The sequence below is a fragment of the Ornithinibacillus salinisoli genome (assembly GCF_042684965.1).
Classification (GTDB): Bacteria; Bacillota; Bacilli; order Bacillales; family Amphibacillaceae; genus Ornithinibacillus; species Ornithinibacillus salinisoli.
Genome location: NZ_JBHUMI010000016.1, coordinates 162,649 through 180,203, shown reverse-complemented (window position 1 = coordinate 180,203; position 17,555 = coordinate 162,649). Strand labels below are relative to the sequence as shown.

At 35.5% G+C, this 17,555-nt stretch carries 15 protein-coding genes and 1 other annotated feature; of the genes, 3 read left to right on the top strand and 12 right to left on the bottom strand.

What is annotated here, in order from left to right; translation table 11 throughout:
* Positions 1-369: 369 nt before the first annotated feature.
* The 9 genes from minD to ACFSTA_RS11420 form a co-directional block, all read right to left on the bottom strand.
* A complete protein-coding gene (gene minD, locus ACFSTA_RS11460) occupies positions 370-1,170 on the bottom strand; it encodes a septum site-determining protein MinD (RefSeq protein WP_377556836.1) in 801 nt (266 codons plus the stop codon).
* Positions 1,163-1,849 carry a septum site-determining protein MinC gene (gene minC / locus ACFSTA_RS11455; RefSeq protein WP_377556835.1) on the bottom strand — a complete coding sequence of 229 codons (687 nt, stop codon included), beginning with the start codon at positions 1,847-1,849 and terminating at the stop codon, positions 1,163-1,165. Before minC ends, minD begins: the two co-directional genes overlap by 8 nt.
* 90 nt (positions 1,850-1,939) lie before the next feature.
* Positions 1,940-2,473, bottom strand: a complete 534-nt coding sequence (gene mreD, locus ACFSTA_RS11450; protein ID WP_377556834.1) for a rod shape-determining protein MreD — start codon at positions 2,471-2,473, stop codon at positions 1,940-1,942.
* Positions 2,473-3,333 (bottom strand): rod shape-determining protein MreC, encoded by an 861-nt coding sequence (gene mreC, locus ACFSTA_RS11445; RefSeq protein WP_377556833.1) that lies wholly within the window; start codon positions 3,331-3,333, stop codon positions 2,473-2,475. The genes mreD and mreC overlap by 1 nt, the downstream gene beginning before the upstream one ends.
* Positions 3,334-3,345: 12 nt before the next feature.
* Positions 3,346-4,386 carry a rod shape-determining protein gene (locus tag ACFSTA_RS11440; RefSeq protein ID WP_377556832.1) on the bottom strand — a complete coding sequence of 347 codons (1,041 nt, stop codon included), beginning with the start codon at positions 4,384-4,386 and terminating at the stop codon, positions 3,346-3,348.
* A gap of 235 nt (positions 4,387-4,621) precedes the next feature.
* Positions 4,622-5,311: a RadC family protein gene (gene radC, locus ACFSTA_RS11435; protein ID WP_377556831.1), complete on the bottom strand. Its 690-nt coding sequence runs from the start codon at positions 5,309-5,311 to the stop codon at positions 4,622-4,624.
* A gap of 196 nt (positions 5,312-5,507) precedes the next feature.
* The gene (locus ACFSTA_RS11430; protein ID WP_377556830.1) at positions 5,508-6,446 is read right to left on the bottom strand and encodes an SPOR domain-containing protein; all 939 of its coding nucleotides are present in this window, start codon (positions 6,444-6,446) and stop codon (positions 5,508-5,510) included.
* Positions 6,447-6,735: 289 nt separating this feature from the next.
* Positions 6,736-8,469 (bottom strand): sensor domain-containing diguanylate cyclase, encoded by a 1,734-nt coding sequence (locus tag ACFSTA_RS11425; RefSeq protein ID WP_377556829.1) that lies wholly within the window; start codon positions 8,467-8,469, stop codon positions 6,736-6,738.
* A gap of 112 nt (positions 8,470-8,581) precedes the next feature.
* A complete protein-coding gene (locus tag ACFSTA_RS11420) occupies positions 8,582-9,862 on the bottom strand; it encodes a bifunctional folylpolyglutamate synthase/dihydrofolate synthase (protein WP_377556828.1) in 1,281 nt (426 codons plus the stop codon).
* Between the two features lie 64 nt (positions 9,863-9,926).
* On the opposite strand from ACFSTA_RS11420, the gene ACFSTA_RS11415 reads away from it, so the two are divergent.
* Positions 9,927-10,823, top strand: coding sequence for an ATP-grasp domain-containing protein (locus ACFSTA_RS11415; RefSeq protein WP_377556827.1), 897 nt, complete (start codon positions 9,927-9,929; stop codon positions 10,821-10,823).
* 11 nt (positions 10,824-10,834) lie between these two features.
* Positions 10,835-11,704: an ATP-grasp domain-containing protein gene (locus tag ACFSTA_RS11410; RefSeq protein WP_377556826.1), complete on the top strand. Its 870-nt coding sequence runs from the start codon at positions 10,835-10,837 to the stop codon at positions 11,702-11,704.
* 18 nt (positions 11,705-11,722) lie between these two features.
* On the opposite strand, the gene ACFSTA_RS11405 is transcribed toward ACFSTA_RS11410, so the two are convergent.
* A complete protein-coding gene (locus ACFSTA_RS11405; RefSeq protein ID WP_377556825.1) occupies positions 11,723-14,368 on the bottom strand; it encodes a valine--tRNA ligase in 2,646 nt (881 codons plus the stop codon).
* A 46-nt stretch (positions 14,369-14,414) separates the two neighbouring features.
* Positions 14,415-14,642, bottom strand: a binding site (T-box leader).
* A gap of 148 nt (positions 14,643-14,790) precedes the next feature.
* Between ACFSTA_RS11405 and ACFSTA_RS11400 the strand changes: the two genes are divergently transcribed.
* Positions 14,791-14,979, top strand: a complete 189-nt coding sequence (locus ACFSTA_RS11400; protein WP_377556824.1) for a hypothetical protein — start codon at positions 14,791-14,793, stop codon at positions 14,977-14,979.
* Here the strand turns inward: ACFSTA_RS11400 and ACFSTA_RS11395 are convergent.
* Positions 14,976-16,010, bottom strand: coding sequence for a phosphotransferase (locus ACFSTA_RS11395; RefSeq protein WP_377556823.1), 1,035 nt, complete (start codon positions 16,008-16,010; stop codon positions 14,976-14,978). The two genes, ACFSTA_RS11400 and ACFSTA_RS11395, sit on opposite strands and share 4 nt — an antisense overlap.
* 47 nt (positions 16,011-16,057) lie before the next feature.
* A complete protein-coding gene (gene spoVID / locus ACFSTA_RS11390; RefSeq protein WP_377556822.1) occupies positions 16,058-17,095 on the bottom strand; it encodes a stage VI sporulation protein D in 1,038 nt (345 codons plus the stop codon).
* Between the last annotated feature and the right edge of the window lie 460 nt (positions 17,096-17,555).

Genomic DNA, 17,555 nt, shown 5'->3' with positions numbered 1-17,555 from the left:
TTTTCGGTGGGGCGAGTAATCGCAGTCCCAAGGAACGCTACGTTAGCGACACATCGCACGCAGAAAAAGTGGTTTTCTTTTTCAAGGAATCTCCGTGTATTTCCTTTGCTAGGATCGGTCCTGTATTCATTGATTGGAGCGTAGGGCAGTCGACTCCTGCGGGAACAGCACGTGTCTGAAGACCCCGCAGCGGTGGTTTTCCGCGAGGAGGCTGAAGCCGTGCCCGCGGAAAGCGACTGCCCGAAGCGGAAATCACGTTGCTGTGCTGTTAATGCATAGTATATGTATACTTTGTAGCAAACTAAGAAGAAAGCACCATTAAAAAAGATGAAATGGGATTTATTAACCATTTCATATTTTTTAATGTATTCACTGACTCCTCATACCGAAGAATCGTTTCACTTTTTTAAACATACCAGATTCATCTTCTAACGATTGTAGTGGCACAGTTTCACCTAATATTCGACGAGCTATATTACGGTAAGCAATAGATGCTTTTGACTTAGGTTGAAACGCAATAGGTTCCCCATGATTGGATGCTTTAATAACTTCATCATCATCTAGGACAATCCCAATAAGATTAATGGAGAGGATTTGGACGATTTCATCTATATCTAGCATATCGCCATTTTTTACCATATGATTTCTAATTCTATTAACTACTAAATTAGGTGGGTCTAAATCCTCTTTTTCTAGTAATCCAATAATTCGGTCTGCATCCCTAACACTAGATTTCTCAGGTGTTGTTACAACAATTGCACGGTCTGCACCTGCAACAGCATTTTGATACCCTTGTTCAATACCAGCTGGACAATCTATAATAATATAATCATATTCTTGTTTTAATTCTTTAATAATCTTTTTCATACCATCTGGTGTTACTGCAGATTTATCACTTGTTTGCGCAGCTGGTAGAAGTGACAAATAATCGAAACGCTTATCTTTTATTAATGCTTGCTTTAATTTACAACGCTCTTGAATAACGTCTACTATGTCATAAATAATTCTATTTTCTAATCCCATAACAACATCCAAGTTCCTAAGTCCAATATCAGTATCGATTAAACATACTTTTTTCTCCATTAACGCTAATGCAGTACCAATATTTGCTGTTGTGGTTGTCTTTCCAACTCCGCCTTTTCCAGAAGTAATGACGATTGCTTCACCCATTTTTTATTCTCCTTTCGAATCTATTTATAGATTTTTGTTTTTGTGCTAGAACTTGTAGTCGATCAATAATAATTTTATCTTGTTCTTCATCAATTAGACCACATTCCATATAAACGCCATCTGATTCATAATCTGGAGCTCGGCTAATATAATCTGCTATTCGAAGTTGACTAGGATTCATGTATGAAGCAGCAATAATTGTATTCCGATCACCATTTACTCCTGCATGAGCGATTCCATGCAAATGACCCATTATGTATATATTCCCGGTTGAAACTACTGTTCCACCTGGGTTAACATCCCCAATTAATAGTAAGTCACCTGTCACCTCTAGTACTTGTCCAGAGCGAACAATACGATTTACCGTTTTTACTTCACTATCTTCCATAAAAGCTAGTGCCTCATTTTTAGTAATTACTTCAGATTCAATACCTTGTATGATAAAACGATTTTCATCTCTTATCAAATTATGGAGAGACTCTTTTTGATCATCACTTAAAAAACGATTCCCTAATTTAATCGTTACCGATACACGTGGTTCTTTTTGTTTCGGTTGGTTTGCGAGCAACTTTTCACGAAGCTCGTTAACAGCCTCATCAAAAGAACACGTATCATCTATAAATAACGTTAATCCATCTCTCGTACCCTTAATTGTTATTAGTTGCTTTAAGTCATGCAATACGTTCACCTCGTTAAGTATAACCTTATCATTATATATGTTTCATTCTCAAGTAAGTTTGCAATTACCGCATGAAAAAATATAAAATGTTTAACTATTTCCACTGAGTTGTTGTTGTTTCCATATCGAAAGTCGCTTTGCAATCAGGGGATAAAGAAGTAGAAGAAACATTTGATTCGCTAACACGGTTGGTATTAATCGAATCATGAGATAATCATTCCATGGTAATGCAGTGATCCCAACTACCAGATAGATAACATATATAGCCATATCCGCAAAAGCAATTGCAAGTGTTCCAGCTAAAATCGTGGCATAGAAATTACTATGCAATAATTTCATCAAGCTATGAATAATATAGGTTACAATAGCGTACGTAAACATGTACACACCTAAAACTCCTGTATATACAATATCAATTAATAACCCAAAAACTAATGCGTAGACGATAGAATGATACGTGTCTTTTAGATCATAAAAAATGGTTATATATATTAAAGTAATTAATACCCAATGTGGAATGATTAAGAGGCTACTTCCAACTAGGCTTTCAGGTAATAATTCAATAGCAACACCTTCAAATACCAAAAAAACAAATAAGATGAGAGGAAGAAACAATCGCTTCATTACTCTTCCTCCTCATTACCAGGTAGTTTACGATCCACTACGATAACATTATTAATATCATATAAATCTGCAGCAGGCTCTATTAACGCTGTTCGTGTTAAGCCATACTGATCCGGGATAACTTCTTTTACTTTTCCAATTTCTAATCCCGCTGGGAAAACGCCTCCCATACCAGAGGAAACAACTAATTCTCCACCTTCTAAATCTTGGTCGGATTCATCAATGATCCGAAACAATAAAGAATCAGTTTCTTTATCATACTCTTCAATCAAACCGAAAATATCTTTTCCTTCTTTTCGAGAAATGGTAGCTGATATACGATTAAACTGGTCAAATCCAGATAAAAGTTGGACGGTTGCAGTATATGGAGACGTACTTTGAATTTTTCCAATCATCCCATCTGCTGTGATAACCGCCATATTTTCTTTAACTCCTGCTTGCGTTCCTTTATTAATTGTTACTTGTTCAACCCATCTTTCAGGAGATCTTGAGGTAACAGTAGCATGAATCGAATGAAAGTCTCGAATGGAATCCTGCTTATCAATTATTTCACGCAACTCCTCGTTTTCTTCTTTTATTTCCTGTACTTCATATATGAGACTCTTGTATTGTGCTAACTTTTCACGTAATAATTGATTTTCACTATAAGTATTTTTGATATCATCGATATTAGTGAAAACATTAGAGATATAATTTATAGGCGCATGAATTACTCTTTGTGCCCATCCAACTGTGTCGTTAATAAACTGTTCAGCAGTAGTTAAATTATCTCTATCCCTTAACGAATAACCAATTAGAGCAACAAGAACAATAATTCCTATTAATAATAAAAATAATCTTTTTTTTCGAAAAAACGTCATCAAAACACCTACTTATTCTACAGTTGGCCGACTAGATACATTTGGATTTGCACGAAAATGCTGTATATAATCTAATGATTTCCCAGTACCGATTGCAACACTATCGAGTGGATTATCAGTTACAAACACAGGCATTTTCGTTTCTTCACTTATGACATTGTCTAGATTCTTTAATAAAGAACCACCGCCAGACAAAACAATACCACGATCCATAATATCTGCGGATAATTCTGGTGGTGTTTTCTCCAGCGTATTTTTAACAGCTTCGACAACGGCATCTACTGTATCTTGTAATGCTTCTGCAATTTCTTTTGCCGTAATGGATATTGTCTTCGGTAAACCTGTCAATAAATCTCGTCCACGTATATCCATTTCTTCATCATTAGTCACTTCTCCAGCAGACCCTATATCTATTTTAATGGATTCTGCCGTCCTTTCTCCAATCATTAGATTATAATTTTTTCGAATATAATGTATGATTGCTTCATCCATATCATCACCAGCAGTACGAATGGACATGCTAGTAACAATACCTCCTAATGAAATGACCGCTACTTCTGTCGTACCTCCGCCAATATCTATGATCATACTTCCAGTTGGTTCCCAGACAGGTAAACCAGCTCCAATAGCTGCTGCGAATGGTTCTGCAATAGGAAAAGCATCCCTTGCTCCTGCCTGTTTCGATGCATCAATAACTGCACGCTCTTCAACCATCGTAATGCCAGACGGTACACAAACCATCACATTCGGTTTTTTGGCAAACATGGATCTGCTTCGCATCGCTTTCTTAATATAGTATTTCATCATTATTGCTGTAGTATCATAATCAGCAATAACCCCATCCTTCATCGGTCGGATGACTGTAATATTTCCTGGTGTTCTTCCAATCATGTTTTTAGCTGAGCTACCTACAGCTTCAACCTCTCCAGTCTCTATATTTTTCGCAACCACGGAAGGCTCTCGTAAGACAACACCTTTACCCTTAATAAATACAAGTGTATTTGCAGTACCTAAATCAATTCCTAAATCTTGTGAAAAACTGAATCTTCCCAAAAAAATCTCCCTTTCCAATAACTATTCAATTTTCTATATCTGTAGCTTTACTATATCTATTTATTTTATGTGATGCAATGAGATTCCTATTACAAAAAAATAATCTGTGGATATTATGTAAAACAACTGAAAAAGCTAATGAATCTTAAGAAGCGCCACTTTCACTACATGAAAAATGGCGCCATTTTTTAGCTGTCTATATAATTATACGAAAAAAACGTGAAAATAGATAGTACTATAAATATCCTTTTTCTTTTAAAGATACAAATTTGCGATCACCAATAACTAAATGATCCAGTAATTCAATACCGATCATTTTTCCAGAATCAACTAGTCTTCTCGTAACGAGGATATCTTCTTGCGACGGGGTAGGATCTCCAGAGGGATGATTATGAGCGACAATAATGGATGCAGCTGATCGCTTAACTGCTTCACGATACACTTCTCTTGGGTGGACAATCGAGGCGTTTAAACTCCCGATAAAGATAGTTTGTCGATGTATGATTTGGTTTTTCGTATTTAGGAATAGCACAACAAAATGTTCCTGTTTCAAACTACGCATCTCTTCCATTATATAATCCGCCCCATCTTCTGGTGACCGAATAACATAGCGTTCATTTGGTTTATATTGGTTCATCCGTTTTCCAATTTCAATCGCAGATAGAATCAATACACCCCTCGCACTGCCAATTCCCTTTATGGCAGTTAATTCTTCAATCGTTGCATCTTTTAATAAATTCAGCCCTTCAAAATGCATTAACACTCGATTTGCAAGCGTCATTACTGACTCTTCTTTCGTTCCGCTTCCTAATAATATCGCTAATATTTCTTGATTAGAAAGATGATTGGCGCCAAGCTTTAACAAACGTTCCCTTGGCCGATCTTCCTTTGGCACATCTTTTATCATAATGTTTGATGTACTCATACTCAAACCTCCTTTATCAAAGTTAATTTGAGAATAGCTTAATTATTTTTTTTGCACAACTATGGAAAAAAGTAATTTGAAGGATTCAGCATTAATAAAATCTAATATTTCTATATAAGAAAAAACGTTTTTCAATCCGAATCAACATATAAAAGTAGAAAAACAGGTATTTTACTATACCTGTCACTATGTGATACTATTCTCCTAGTTTATTTAACGCTTTCCACATCTTCAGCAATAAGGTTTGAGATTCCGTATTATTTGCTTCTTGTAGATTACTTAAGATCGGTTCAGATGATTGTATGAACGAATCAACCTTATCTGATCCTTGTGGGTGCGTTTCTAATATCGACTCCCAATCATGTAAAACCATAGATTCCTGTTCACTTATAGAAGCTAATGATTTTTGCCATTGTTCTTGTACAGACTGAAACCATTCACGTTCTTCCTCAGACAAGTCTAGCTCTAGTTCAGGGCTTGTCCAGTCTTTTACAAATACCTCTAAATTATGACTATCAAGTGTTTCAGCAAGTGACTTCGCGTGCTCCTTCGAATCCGACAATCCAACTAGTAAATAAAATTGCTCATCTTGTTCCCAAATAACCGGCGTATATCCCTCCTGCTCGAATCGATTAGCTTCATCACTTGCATTTGTCTCCTCTGAAAACACTCCACCTTGTAGGACAAATGCATTCATCGCAGGAAGTGTTTTTAATGATCCCTCACTACTATTCCCCTTATCATTTGATTCTGATTGATCGTCCTGATCATTGGTATCAACTGTACCTATTGAGCCAACTTGATTAGAATTACCGTTACTCGTCAATTCATCGATATTGACAAACATATTTAATAGAATGACCCCTAAAATACTCCCTATAACCACTGCAGAAACAGCAGCAATAACTATCGGCCTTACATTACGAAATTGTGTTTTTTTATTTTTATATGAAGAAGGAAGTGTATGTTCCGGATACTCTCTCGTATACGGTTGAATTTCTTGATTTGAGTTTTCCGTAGTAGCTGCTTGTTCGTGACTTGTGGCTTTGGATGAATAGGAATCAGCAAGCTTATGTTGCTTAAATGCTACTCTTTTTTGATCTATCTTTACAACAATCGGTTTTTTTATACTCATCGCAGAATCGCCCTCACTTAGCTAGAATCGATTTACTCAACTCTAGCACAGACCAAATAAAAAGTAAGGCGAAAATTGTCATTCTATTATTTTTTCTTTCTACAAAAAATACAAAAAGAACTACCTAGAAAAGTGGTAGTTCGAATTGTGGGATCTAGGACTGTCTCCTGTCCTCCTGTCCCCCTGTCCCTATTGAGTCTTCGTGAATTTCCCCAGTAATGTGCTTTGCAACCTCCACTACGTCTAATGTTGCTCGTAAGCGATCAGAAAAGAGCGATCCCTTAGATAATTACAATACTGCCTTATCGTTGTAACTATTATAAATAGCGACTTTATTTCTTCCTTTACGTTTTGCTCCTATATACATCGCACGGTCAGCATACCGAATTAATTCAATAGGTGTGTCACAGTGCAATGGATAGTTTGCTACACCAATACTTACAGTAACCGAAATGTCAACAGATTCTTGAGTATGCAAAATATGCTTTGTTAAAGTAAACGTATTTTCTTCTATTTCTGCTCGTATTAACTCGGCAAACTCAACTGCATTGGATAGGTCCGTGTTTGGTAGAAGTACCGTAAACTCTTCACCACCATATCTCGCAACGAGACCTTTAGTTCCAATATAATTCTTTAGTCTGCTTGCTAAGTCTCGTAAAATTTCATTACCTGATTCATGACCATACCTATCATTAATATCTTTAAAATGATCTAAGTCCATTATAAGGACGGAACAGTTATTATTTATATTTCGTTGATCATTAAAATAGTTTGTTAGCGTGTTCTCTAAGTAGCGATAATTGTATAATTTCGTTAATCCATCTTTTTCACTATCCGCTTTTGTCAATTCATAGTGCTTTGCATTTTTGATAGCTACTCCAAGATAACTTGTTAATATATTTAATATTCGATGATGAATTTTCTCATACGTTCTTTTCTCCGATGAAACGATAGTCACTACTCCAACCGTTTCATCACCATACTCTATTGGTAATGATAAAACACTTTCCGTCTGAATGGGTATATTCGGAGATTGAATATGAGTCCATTCCCGCGAACTTTTAAATAATAATGATTCCTTTGTTGCAAACACTTTCCCACTAAATCCTTCATGTAACCCAACTTTATTAAATGTTTGCTCTGATTGGCCATGAACATCTTCAAATCGCACTAACTTTAATTTACTCTCATCCACCTTTTGGTAAACATATGCATAATTCAGCGGTAGTAATTGTACCAACTCTCGCATAAATACATTATAAACTTCCGCAACTTCTAGGTTTTGTGCTAATTTATGGCCGACTTCTCCAGTACGCTTCAGATAGCGGTTAACTTCCTGATAAGAATATAAAAGCCTCAATATTATAGATATACTAATAAACGGAATACATAAATAAAAGATAGCAGCCGTGCCAATCTCCGAGTATAGCAAATACAATACAAATCCAACAGGGATAATTAATAAAGAAGATGTTAATTCCCACCATAAACCTTTATCAAGGAATTTTGTCTTTTGTCCTCTAAGTACTCTTTGCACAATTTTAATCAATACCTGATTAACCACAAAGATTGAAATGGCATAACCAAATATAGCGATAATTTCAGAAGTGTTTCCATAAATAATCATACTATGGTTTCCACCAATGAATTGATATATTCCTGCACTTATAATTGAAACGAAAGCAAACATAAGCACATTTAGTGGAACACGATATGATTCCTTTTGTTTTAATCCCGATTTAAACAATACAATAATTAATGCAATTAATGTAAGTATTATTTCCGCAAAAAGGCCAAATGATAAAAATACAGCAATACTAATACCGTTAACAAAAAAAATAGGAGCATCCTGAATTATTAACGGAAAAAAAGCAACGACACACATAAAAACCGCAAAGAGCAATATATCAATCCAATTTCCTTCTATATTTATATAGTAATTATTTAATGAGAGCCATAATATAAATGGCCAGGCTACCAATGTAATTAACCAAACCAGTTTGATCTTCCACTTAGGTATCATCTTATTAGCTCCATCCCTTTTATACTATTTTCTGATGGTAATAATTCTACAAAATGTGACTTTTTTCTCATTTATTAAAAACTTTCTGATAAATTAACTATACCATATAGAACTAATAAGTTTCAAAATATTTTCTAACCTTTGCTATAAAATGTAATGATCCTGTTATATAATAAATTCCCCCGTTTTGATCTAATATATTTTCCATTAATGCCTCCCAGTTGGGTTCTTTTATAATTTTCGAGGATTCTATTACTTTTTGTAGTTCAAGAATAGATGCTGCTCTTGGATGGTCAAAGGATGTTATTGTAATTGAATCAAAGTAAGGGATACATTGATCGATCATTTGCTCTAGATCCTTATCTTTAAAACCAGCAAATATTAAATGCTTCTTCTTTTTCCGTTCATGATAGGAAACAGTATGTAGAAAAGATTCAATACCTGCAAGATTGTGTGCCCCATCAATAATGATGGTAGGGTCACTATAAATCGTTTCAAATCTACCAGGTACTTTTGTCGTTTTAATTGCTTCGAGTGCATCATTCCAATTAATAACAAATTTTGTAGTTGATAGTAACTTTAATGCCATAATTGCCATAGAAGCATTTTGCACTTGATGCATTCCTTCCATATGAAGAACTACCGATAATTGCTGGTTATTTTCGTCTATCCAAATATAATATTGTGCGTTTTCTTTAATTTCTCTATCTCGATAAAAAAAGTGTTTATTCAATTGGTAAATAGAAGCATTATTGTGTGCTGCTTCATTCTTGATAATGTTGAAGCTTTGATCGCTTACGTTCCCTATAATTACAGGCACATTTTGTTTTATAATTCCTGCTTTATGGTAGGTAATTTGTTCGATAGTATTTCCTAAAAAAGCCGTATGATCTTTAGATACATTTGTTATAATGGACAAGATGGGGGTAAAGCAGTTGGTCGTGTCTTCCCTCCCGCCCATTCCGGCTTCAATTAGTGCAATATCCACTGAATTAGAAAAATACATAAATGCTAATACGGTTAAAATTTCAAATTCAGATGGATGCAAATTTTTATGATCCAATTGCTTAATGGATGGATATAATTGATTAAGTAATGAAATAAATGCTTTCTCGGAGATTACTTGGTCATTATCAATGATATGTCCATTTCGCCCTTCGAGACTTGGAGAGGTAAAAACACCGACACGATATCCACTTGCTATTAAAGCATTCTTTATATACTGAATTGTTGAACCTTTTCCATTCGTACCGGCAATATGGATAGCTTCCATGCCATTCTCAGGATTTCCCTGCATACGTAATAATTGATCCATACGCTCTAAGCCAGGTTTAATTCCGAGTTTATATCTACTTTGAAAAAAAGCTTCTACTTGATTAATATTAGTAAACATAGTCTTACACCAACTTTATAAGAATTAAAAAAATTATAGCATATATAGAAAGGAAATCGGCAACTTGAATAAAACTGGATGGATAATATACAACGGTAACCTACCAAGTAATAAATTTTTAGACTTTGCCCAGATGCTACAAGCAGCTGCAACCCGCAAAAATAGTGATACAGTAATTTATAAAAACAATGAACTTCTAACACTTCTTGGTTCGGACGAGATACATATTTTAACAAAAGATAAAATGAATCTACCAGATTATGTCGTATTTACGGATAAAGATCTTTATTTAGCAAAACAACTAGCGTTATTAGGAATACCCGTTTTCAATCGTGCAAAGGCAATCGAAACTAGTGATGATAAAATTGCTACCTATCAGCAACTTGCTATGCATCGACTACCGATTCCTAAAACCATTATTTCGCCAAAGGTATTCTTCCGAAATCAAAATGAACCTTCTTATCCTGATCTTGATACAATTATAGCGAAATTAGGCTTACCAATGATTGTAAAAGAATCCTTTGGCTCTTTTGGAGAGCAAGTCTATTTAATCCAAAACAAAGAGGAATTACAGGAAAAAGTAACAGAATTACAAGGAAAAGCATTTATGTTTCAAGAATTTATTTCATCTAGTTTTGGTAGAGATTTACGTATCCAAGTAGTAGGAAATCGAGTTGTAGCTGCTATGAAAAGAATTACAACGAATGATTTTAGAGCTAATGTAACAGTCGGAGGTTCAATGGAAGCCTACGATCCTACCGACCTGGAGAAAGAACTTGCTATTCAAGCAACTAAAGTTATTGGAGCTGATTTTGCAGGTGTTGATCTATTGTTTGGACAAAATGATCAACCATTAATTTGTGAAATTAATTCAAATGCTCATATCCGTAATCTCTTGGATTGTACAGGAATTAATGTAGCAGACTTTATCATTGATTATATTCTAGAATCTATTAAGTGAGGATAGTAAAGATGAATTACGATGGATGGTTAATTTATAGTAAACAGGATGCATTGGATAATGAAGCATATATAAAATGGTTCATTCATGAAGCTCTGAACCAAGGCTTAACCTTAGAATTAATATTACGAGAAGAAATAAGTATTGGGATCATCAATGATGAACAACGGTTATTCGTTAATCACACTGATATAGAATTACCTACTTATGCCGTAGTTCGTACAGTAGAACCATTATTGAATTTACAACTAGAAGAGATGGGAGTTCAAGTTTATAATTCAGCAAAAACGGCGGAAATTTGTAACCATAAAGCATTAACCCACCTTGAAGTCAGTAAACTTCGTATTCCAATGGTCGATACATATTTTTTCAACAAAAAGAATTTCACTTCTAAAGCACCATTGCCATTTCCATTTGTTATAAAAGAAGCAACTGGTAGAGGTGGAAACCAAGTATATCTTGTAGAAAATAAAGAACAATGGGTACAGTGTAGATCAAAGCTTGTTTCACATGATGTAATCGTCCAGAGATGCCAAGTTCAATTAGGAAAAGATATACGGGTATTTGTTGTAGGAAAAGAAATTATAGGTGCCGTTCTTCGCGAAAGCAAAACTGACTTTCGAGCAAATTTTAAACTCGGTGGCTCTGCTAAATGGTATGCGCTAAATAAAGAGGAGACCAAGCTGATTAATAAAATTATTCATCACTTTGATTTCGGAATGGTAGGAATTGATTTTCTGATTAATCCAGATGGCAGTTTACTTTTTAATGAAATTGAAGATATAGTAGGTTCTCGGACTTTAAGCGCTGTTAGTAATATAAACATACTTGAACAATATACACGTCATATTAAAAAAGAAATAAGCGGGAAATACCATTAAGGTAATCTCCCGCTCTTTTTATCTTGATTTCAATTCATTTAAGCGTGCTTTCACTTTGCTTTGCTTTTCAAGATAATCTTGTTCTTTACGTTTCTCTTCATCAACAACAGCTTGTGGTGCCTTACTAACAAACCCTTGATTGGCTAACTTTTTCTGAACTCGTTCTACTTCTTTTGTCCATTTGTCAAACTCTTTCTCTAATCGCTCTATTTCTTTATCAAAATCGATCAACCCTTCGAGTGGTAAGAATATCTCAGCACCAGTAATAACGGCAGACATTGCTTTTGCAGGTACATCCACTTTCGTACTGATAGATAACTCATCTGGGTTACAGAAGCGTTCCAAGTATGCACGATTACTCTCAAGTTCAGCTGCTATATCATCATTTTCGGTCTGAATTAACAAGCTTACTTGTTTAGACATAGGTGTGTCTACTTCGGAACGTATATTTCGTACTGATTTGATAATAGACACCAGGCGATCCATTTCAGTAGCAGCTTTCTCATCGTGGAACTCACTTCTAATTTCTGGCCATTTTGCTACTGTAATTGATTCTCCTTGATGTGGCAGCTTCTGCCATATTTCCTCGGTAATAAATGGCATGAATGGGTGTAATAAGCGCATGGTTTGATCAAGCACATAAGCCAATACAGAACGAGTCGTTTTCTTTTGTTCCTCATCCTCACCATATAATGGTAACTTAGCCATTTCAATATACCAATCACATAATTCATCCCAAATAAAATTGTATAAATGACGCCCCGCTTCACCAAATTCATATTTATTTGTGTTTTTCGTAACATGATCAATCGTTTCATTTAATCGTGTTAATATCCACTTATCGGCGAGCGATTTTTCTCCAGTCAGATCAATATCCTCATAGCTGAACCCTTCCATGTTCATCAATGAAAAACGAGAAGCGTTCCAAACTTTATTGGCAAAGTTCCAAGTTGACTCTACTTTTTCCCAATAAAAACGTAAATCTTGACCAGGTGTTGAGCCAGTTAACAAGAAATAACGTAATGAATCGGCACCATATTTGTCTATGACATCCATCGGATCCACACCGTTACCCAGTGATTTACTCATTTTACGACCATCTGAATCACGGATTAAACCATGCATTAATACATCCTTAAAAGGTCTTTTACCAGTAAACTCTTTAGATTGAAAAATCATTCGAGCTACCCAGAAAAAAATGATATCATATCCAGTCACCAACACATCTGTTGGGAAATAACGCTTATAGTCTTCCACTTCTTCATTTGGCCAGCCCATCGTCGAAAATGGCCATAGTGCACTGGAGAACCATGTGTCTAATACATCCTCATCCTGCTCCCAGTTTTCTAGGTCAGCTGGTGCTTCCTTACCAACATAAATTTCTTTTGTTTCCTTGTGATACCACGCTGGGATTCGATGTCCCCACCATAATTGACGAGAAATACACCAATCACGGATATTATCCATCCAGTTCAGATAAGTTCGCTCAAAGCGTGGTGGATAGAAATTGACTTTTTCATCCGTATCTTGCATACCTACTACTTCATCTGCTAGTGGTTGCATTTTTACAAACCATTGTGTCGATAAATATGGTTCTACAACTGCTCCGCTACGTTCGGAATGTCCAACTTGATGTGTATGATCCTCTATATTGAATAATACGCCTTGTTCTTGAAGATCTTTAACAATTTGTTTACGGCATTCAAAACGATCTAGCCCTTCGTATTTACCAGCATTTGCATTCATTGTTCCATCTTCATGCATTACCAATACACGTTGTAAGTTATGACGATTACCAATTTCAAAATCATTCGGATCATGGGCTGGGGTGATTTTAACCGCTCCCGAACCAAACTCCATATCAACATAATCATCCGCAACGATTTCAATTTCCCGTCCTACTATTGGTAATACAACTGTTTTTCCAATTAGATCCTTGTAACGTTCATCATTAGGATGAACTGCAATAGCTGTATCACCTAACATCGTTTCTGGTCTGGTTGTAGCAATCTCAATAGTTTCATCACTATCTTTAATGGGGTATTTCATGTGATAAAACTTACCTTGCACTTCTTCATATAGTACCTCTATATCGGACAAGGCTGTTTTTGTTTTTGGATCCCAGTTGATTATATACTCCCCACGATAAATTAACCCTTTTTCATAAAGTGTAATAAATACTTCTTTTACAGCATCAGACAGCCCCTCATCTAATGTGAAACGTTCACGCGAGTAATCTACGCCAAGCCCTAATTTTTCCCATTGAGCACGAATGAAATCTGCATACTCTTCTTTCCATTCCCAGGATTTTTCCAGAAATTTGTCTCGTCCTAAATCATAACGACTCTTACCTTGTTCCTTCAATTTTGCTTCAACTTTCGCCTGAGTTGCTATTCCAGCATGATCCATTCCAGGTAGCCATAATACATCATACCCTTGCATTCGCTTCATACGAGAAATTGTATCCTGCATTGCCGTATCCCAAGCATGACCTAGATGCAACCTACCAGTTACATTTGGTGGTGGGATTACTATAGAAAACGGCTCCTTATCTGGGTCTCCTGTAGCTTCAAAAAACTTGCCATCTATCCAAAATTTGTATCGATCCTTTTCAACTGCTTGTGGATCGTATTTGGACGGTAACGATGTTTCCTTTTCATTCATAATTTGCCCCTCCTAAAAATATATTAAAAAAACCCTTTTCATCCTAAAAAAGGACGAAAAGGGTATATTTCCGTGGTACCACCTTTGTTTACAGGAAACATGATCCTGTACACTCATTCTTGATAACGGCAAGTAACCGGCCTTCTCCTACTATTATTTCAAAGAAGCAGCATCAAGGGCGACCTTCCAAAACATCATCCTAGGAAACTTTCAGCTCACGGTTTCCCTCTCTAAAGGTGATACATTTTGTACTCTTCCCTCTCACAGCATTTAATTTTGAATATCGGATAATTATTAATATATTGTAGCCAATTTCTTTCATAAAATCAACTATTATATTAAGAATTGCACAAATTCACTATATGCATACATATAGTATTAAAGGAATAAAAAAAGGTGAGTACTTTTTAAGGGGTGATTACATGGCTAGATACTATCGTTATCGTCTTCCACCGTGGTGTAGAAATACCATTATAGTAATTGAAAATTGCACGTTACCGTTATTCATCTTTCAATTAATTCGTACCATTATTCTTCCAACTAGCTTTGATGTATTGTTGTCCATTTTCTTAGCTGGATTATTTATTAGTTTTTACTTAAAATGGATTTAGCTTTCAAATTCATCAAGGTCCAAACTTTCGTACTCTGATTCCACATAATCAGAGAATTGTAATGCAAAGACTAATCTCCTGTTAGCTTGCTGTAAATGTTTTACTTGTTCCATCATGGATACATTCGGATTCTCCTGATAAACTTGGATTAGCTCCATGTATTCTGCAGGGTCCATCAAGTAGATAGCCAATAAAAACAATTCACTTTTCTGTAATTCATTTTCCTTGGTGTACGTAACAAAACTATCGATTAAATTATCTACTGATACATCATAAGGAACAACTTTTGCCTTATAGAACGTTACTAAATCAAAAATCGCATTATCAACGTATGCCTTTTCCCAATTTAAAAAAAGGATTTGATTCGCTTGAATAACATGCTCCGAGCATAGGTCTCCATGACAGAGACTCACACTCCAAGATTCTGTATCGGTCAATTCAACGATTAATTGCTCGAGACGCCAATTCAACTTGAAAAATACTTTTTCTAAGATTTGGTACTGCGTACAAACTAATAACTCAAACGGGGACATATATCTTTTTTGTTCAAACTGTTCGACATAGGATAAATGAGTTGATTGAACTGTTTCCAACTCCTGTTTATATCGATGAAATGAAGATATAATTGATTCTGTAGAAATAGGTTGGACTTTTTTCGTGCTGTGATGTATATGACCTATCGCTTGATATAATTTTTCCGTAACCAAGCTATCATCTACTTCTTCAAACCAGGGTGTTAAATAAAAAAGCTGACCCTCTAATTCATGATAGAAATTACCTTGTCTTGTTAAATAAACAGGTACGATAGACGGTAATTTATTCTCATTTGCTATATGAAGTACTTGTTCCCAAAATGCAACAGTTTCTTGTGTAAGTTGACTCTTTTTTAAAGCATATTGATAATGGTTCATATCGGTAATTTTATATAAACGATTTGTTATGGACTCTATTTCGACAGGGTAAACTCCATATGACTGTAGGACATTTCGAACGGTTTCCACCCTATTATCACCACCAAAATTTAATACCAAATTTAGATACCCCTTGGCTATACTTAGGCAAGGGGTATTACATATTGTTAATCTTGTTTCCTATAGGGGATATACAATAACTGTCCTTCTGCGATACTATCATCTGATAATCGATTTTGTTTTACAATATGCATTGACGTCGTGTCATATCGTTCTGCGATAGTTTCAAGTGTGTCTTTCTCTTGCACGATACAAAGCCTCATCTTAGCATAGCTTTCCTCTTCATTCCGAAACATATCAGATAGATAACGCAAATCAGCTTTTTGTTTTGAACTACTCTCACTACTACTTTCACTGCTCTCTCTTCCAATCTCGTTACTTTCATATAGACTTGGTGACTCATTGTAATCAAGATGTTCTGGAGAGAATTCAGGTGAATCTGCATCATCATCATCAGGTGAGTTATCATCATCATTTTCATTTTGAAAGAATTCAGAGAAAGTTTGCGTCTGCTTATATTTCCAACGACCGATTTCATTTGATTCTTCTTTATCATCTTGCGTGCTAGGTAGATCTTCTTGTTCTAATTCTTCCTTTTGTTTTCTTATTTCAAATTGAAATGTATCCTCTTCGCTCGCCTTTTGTTCTTCTTGGTTGTTAACAGATTCCTTTACAGATCTTTCTACATCCCTGGCTTCTTCTAATTGGTCATTAATACCGTGAATTTCAATAGTAGACATTAATTGTAATTGATGAGGGTCCGGTAATTCATAATCGAAAGAAGTGATCATGACAGATACATCATCTAAGTCTTCTACTCGGTACGATGGTACTGAAATCTCTACTGGAAAACGGTGCATAAATTCTGCACTATCATGCTCCGTATCCACTACTCGTTCCATATAACGCTTGGAATGATAGACATCTGTAAAATGAGCATCCTCGTTTTCTTCAGTAGTATTTTCCGTTTTTAAATAAGACCCTTGCAACTCAACTACACCGCGTATTGATATATACTCATTGAATGGCTGTATAGAAATTTCTGGTTCTAATGATATCCCCATTATTTCTCCAACTTCCTGTCCTCTTTCAAAATAAAGAGACTCGTTCAACTCAAAGCTAAACACGGATTGATCGTTTGACAAGTGGCTTCCTCCCTTCAGCATAAATCCATATACTTATATCTCTTAATTATCTATATGAATGCATGTAAAAGGATATGCTTCACAGGGGGAATTTTACATAGAAAGTGAATATGAGTATAAAATTTGCTTTTTGGGAATAAAAGAATGCTAATTCGTAATTGATGTAAAATGTGCAGTAACTTTAACACGTTTTTTTCTCTTAATCTTATTGAATTGAGAGTGCTACAAAACCGCTCCGTCAGAATACTTCGCTTTCCGTGGGCACGGCCTCAGCCTCCTCAGAAGAAAACCACTTCTTCCGGGGTCTTCGGACACGTACTGTTCCCACAGGACAAGGAAAGCTACGGCAGCATTGCATCGCACGAAGAAAATTGGTTTATATTTTCGAGGAGTCTTCATATTCTGCCTCCGCTAGTGGCGATTTTCTAATTATGGAATGGTGTTAGCCATTGATTTCAAC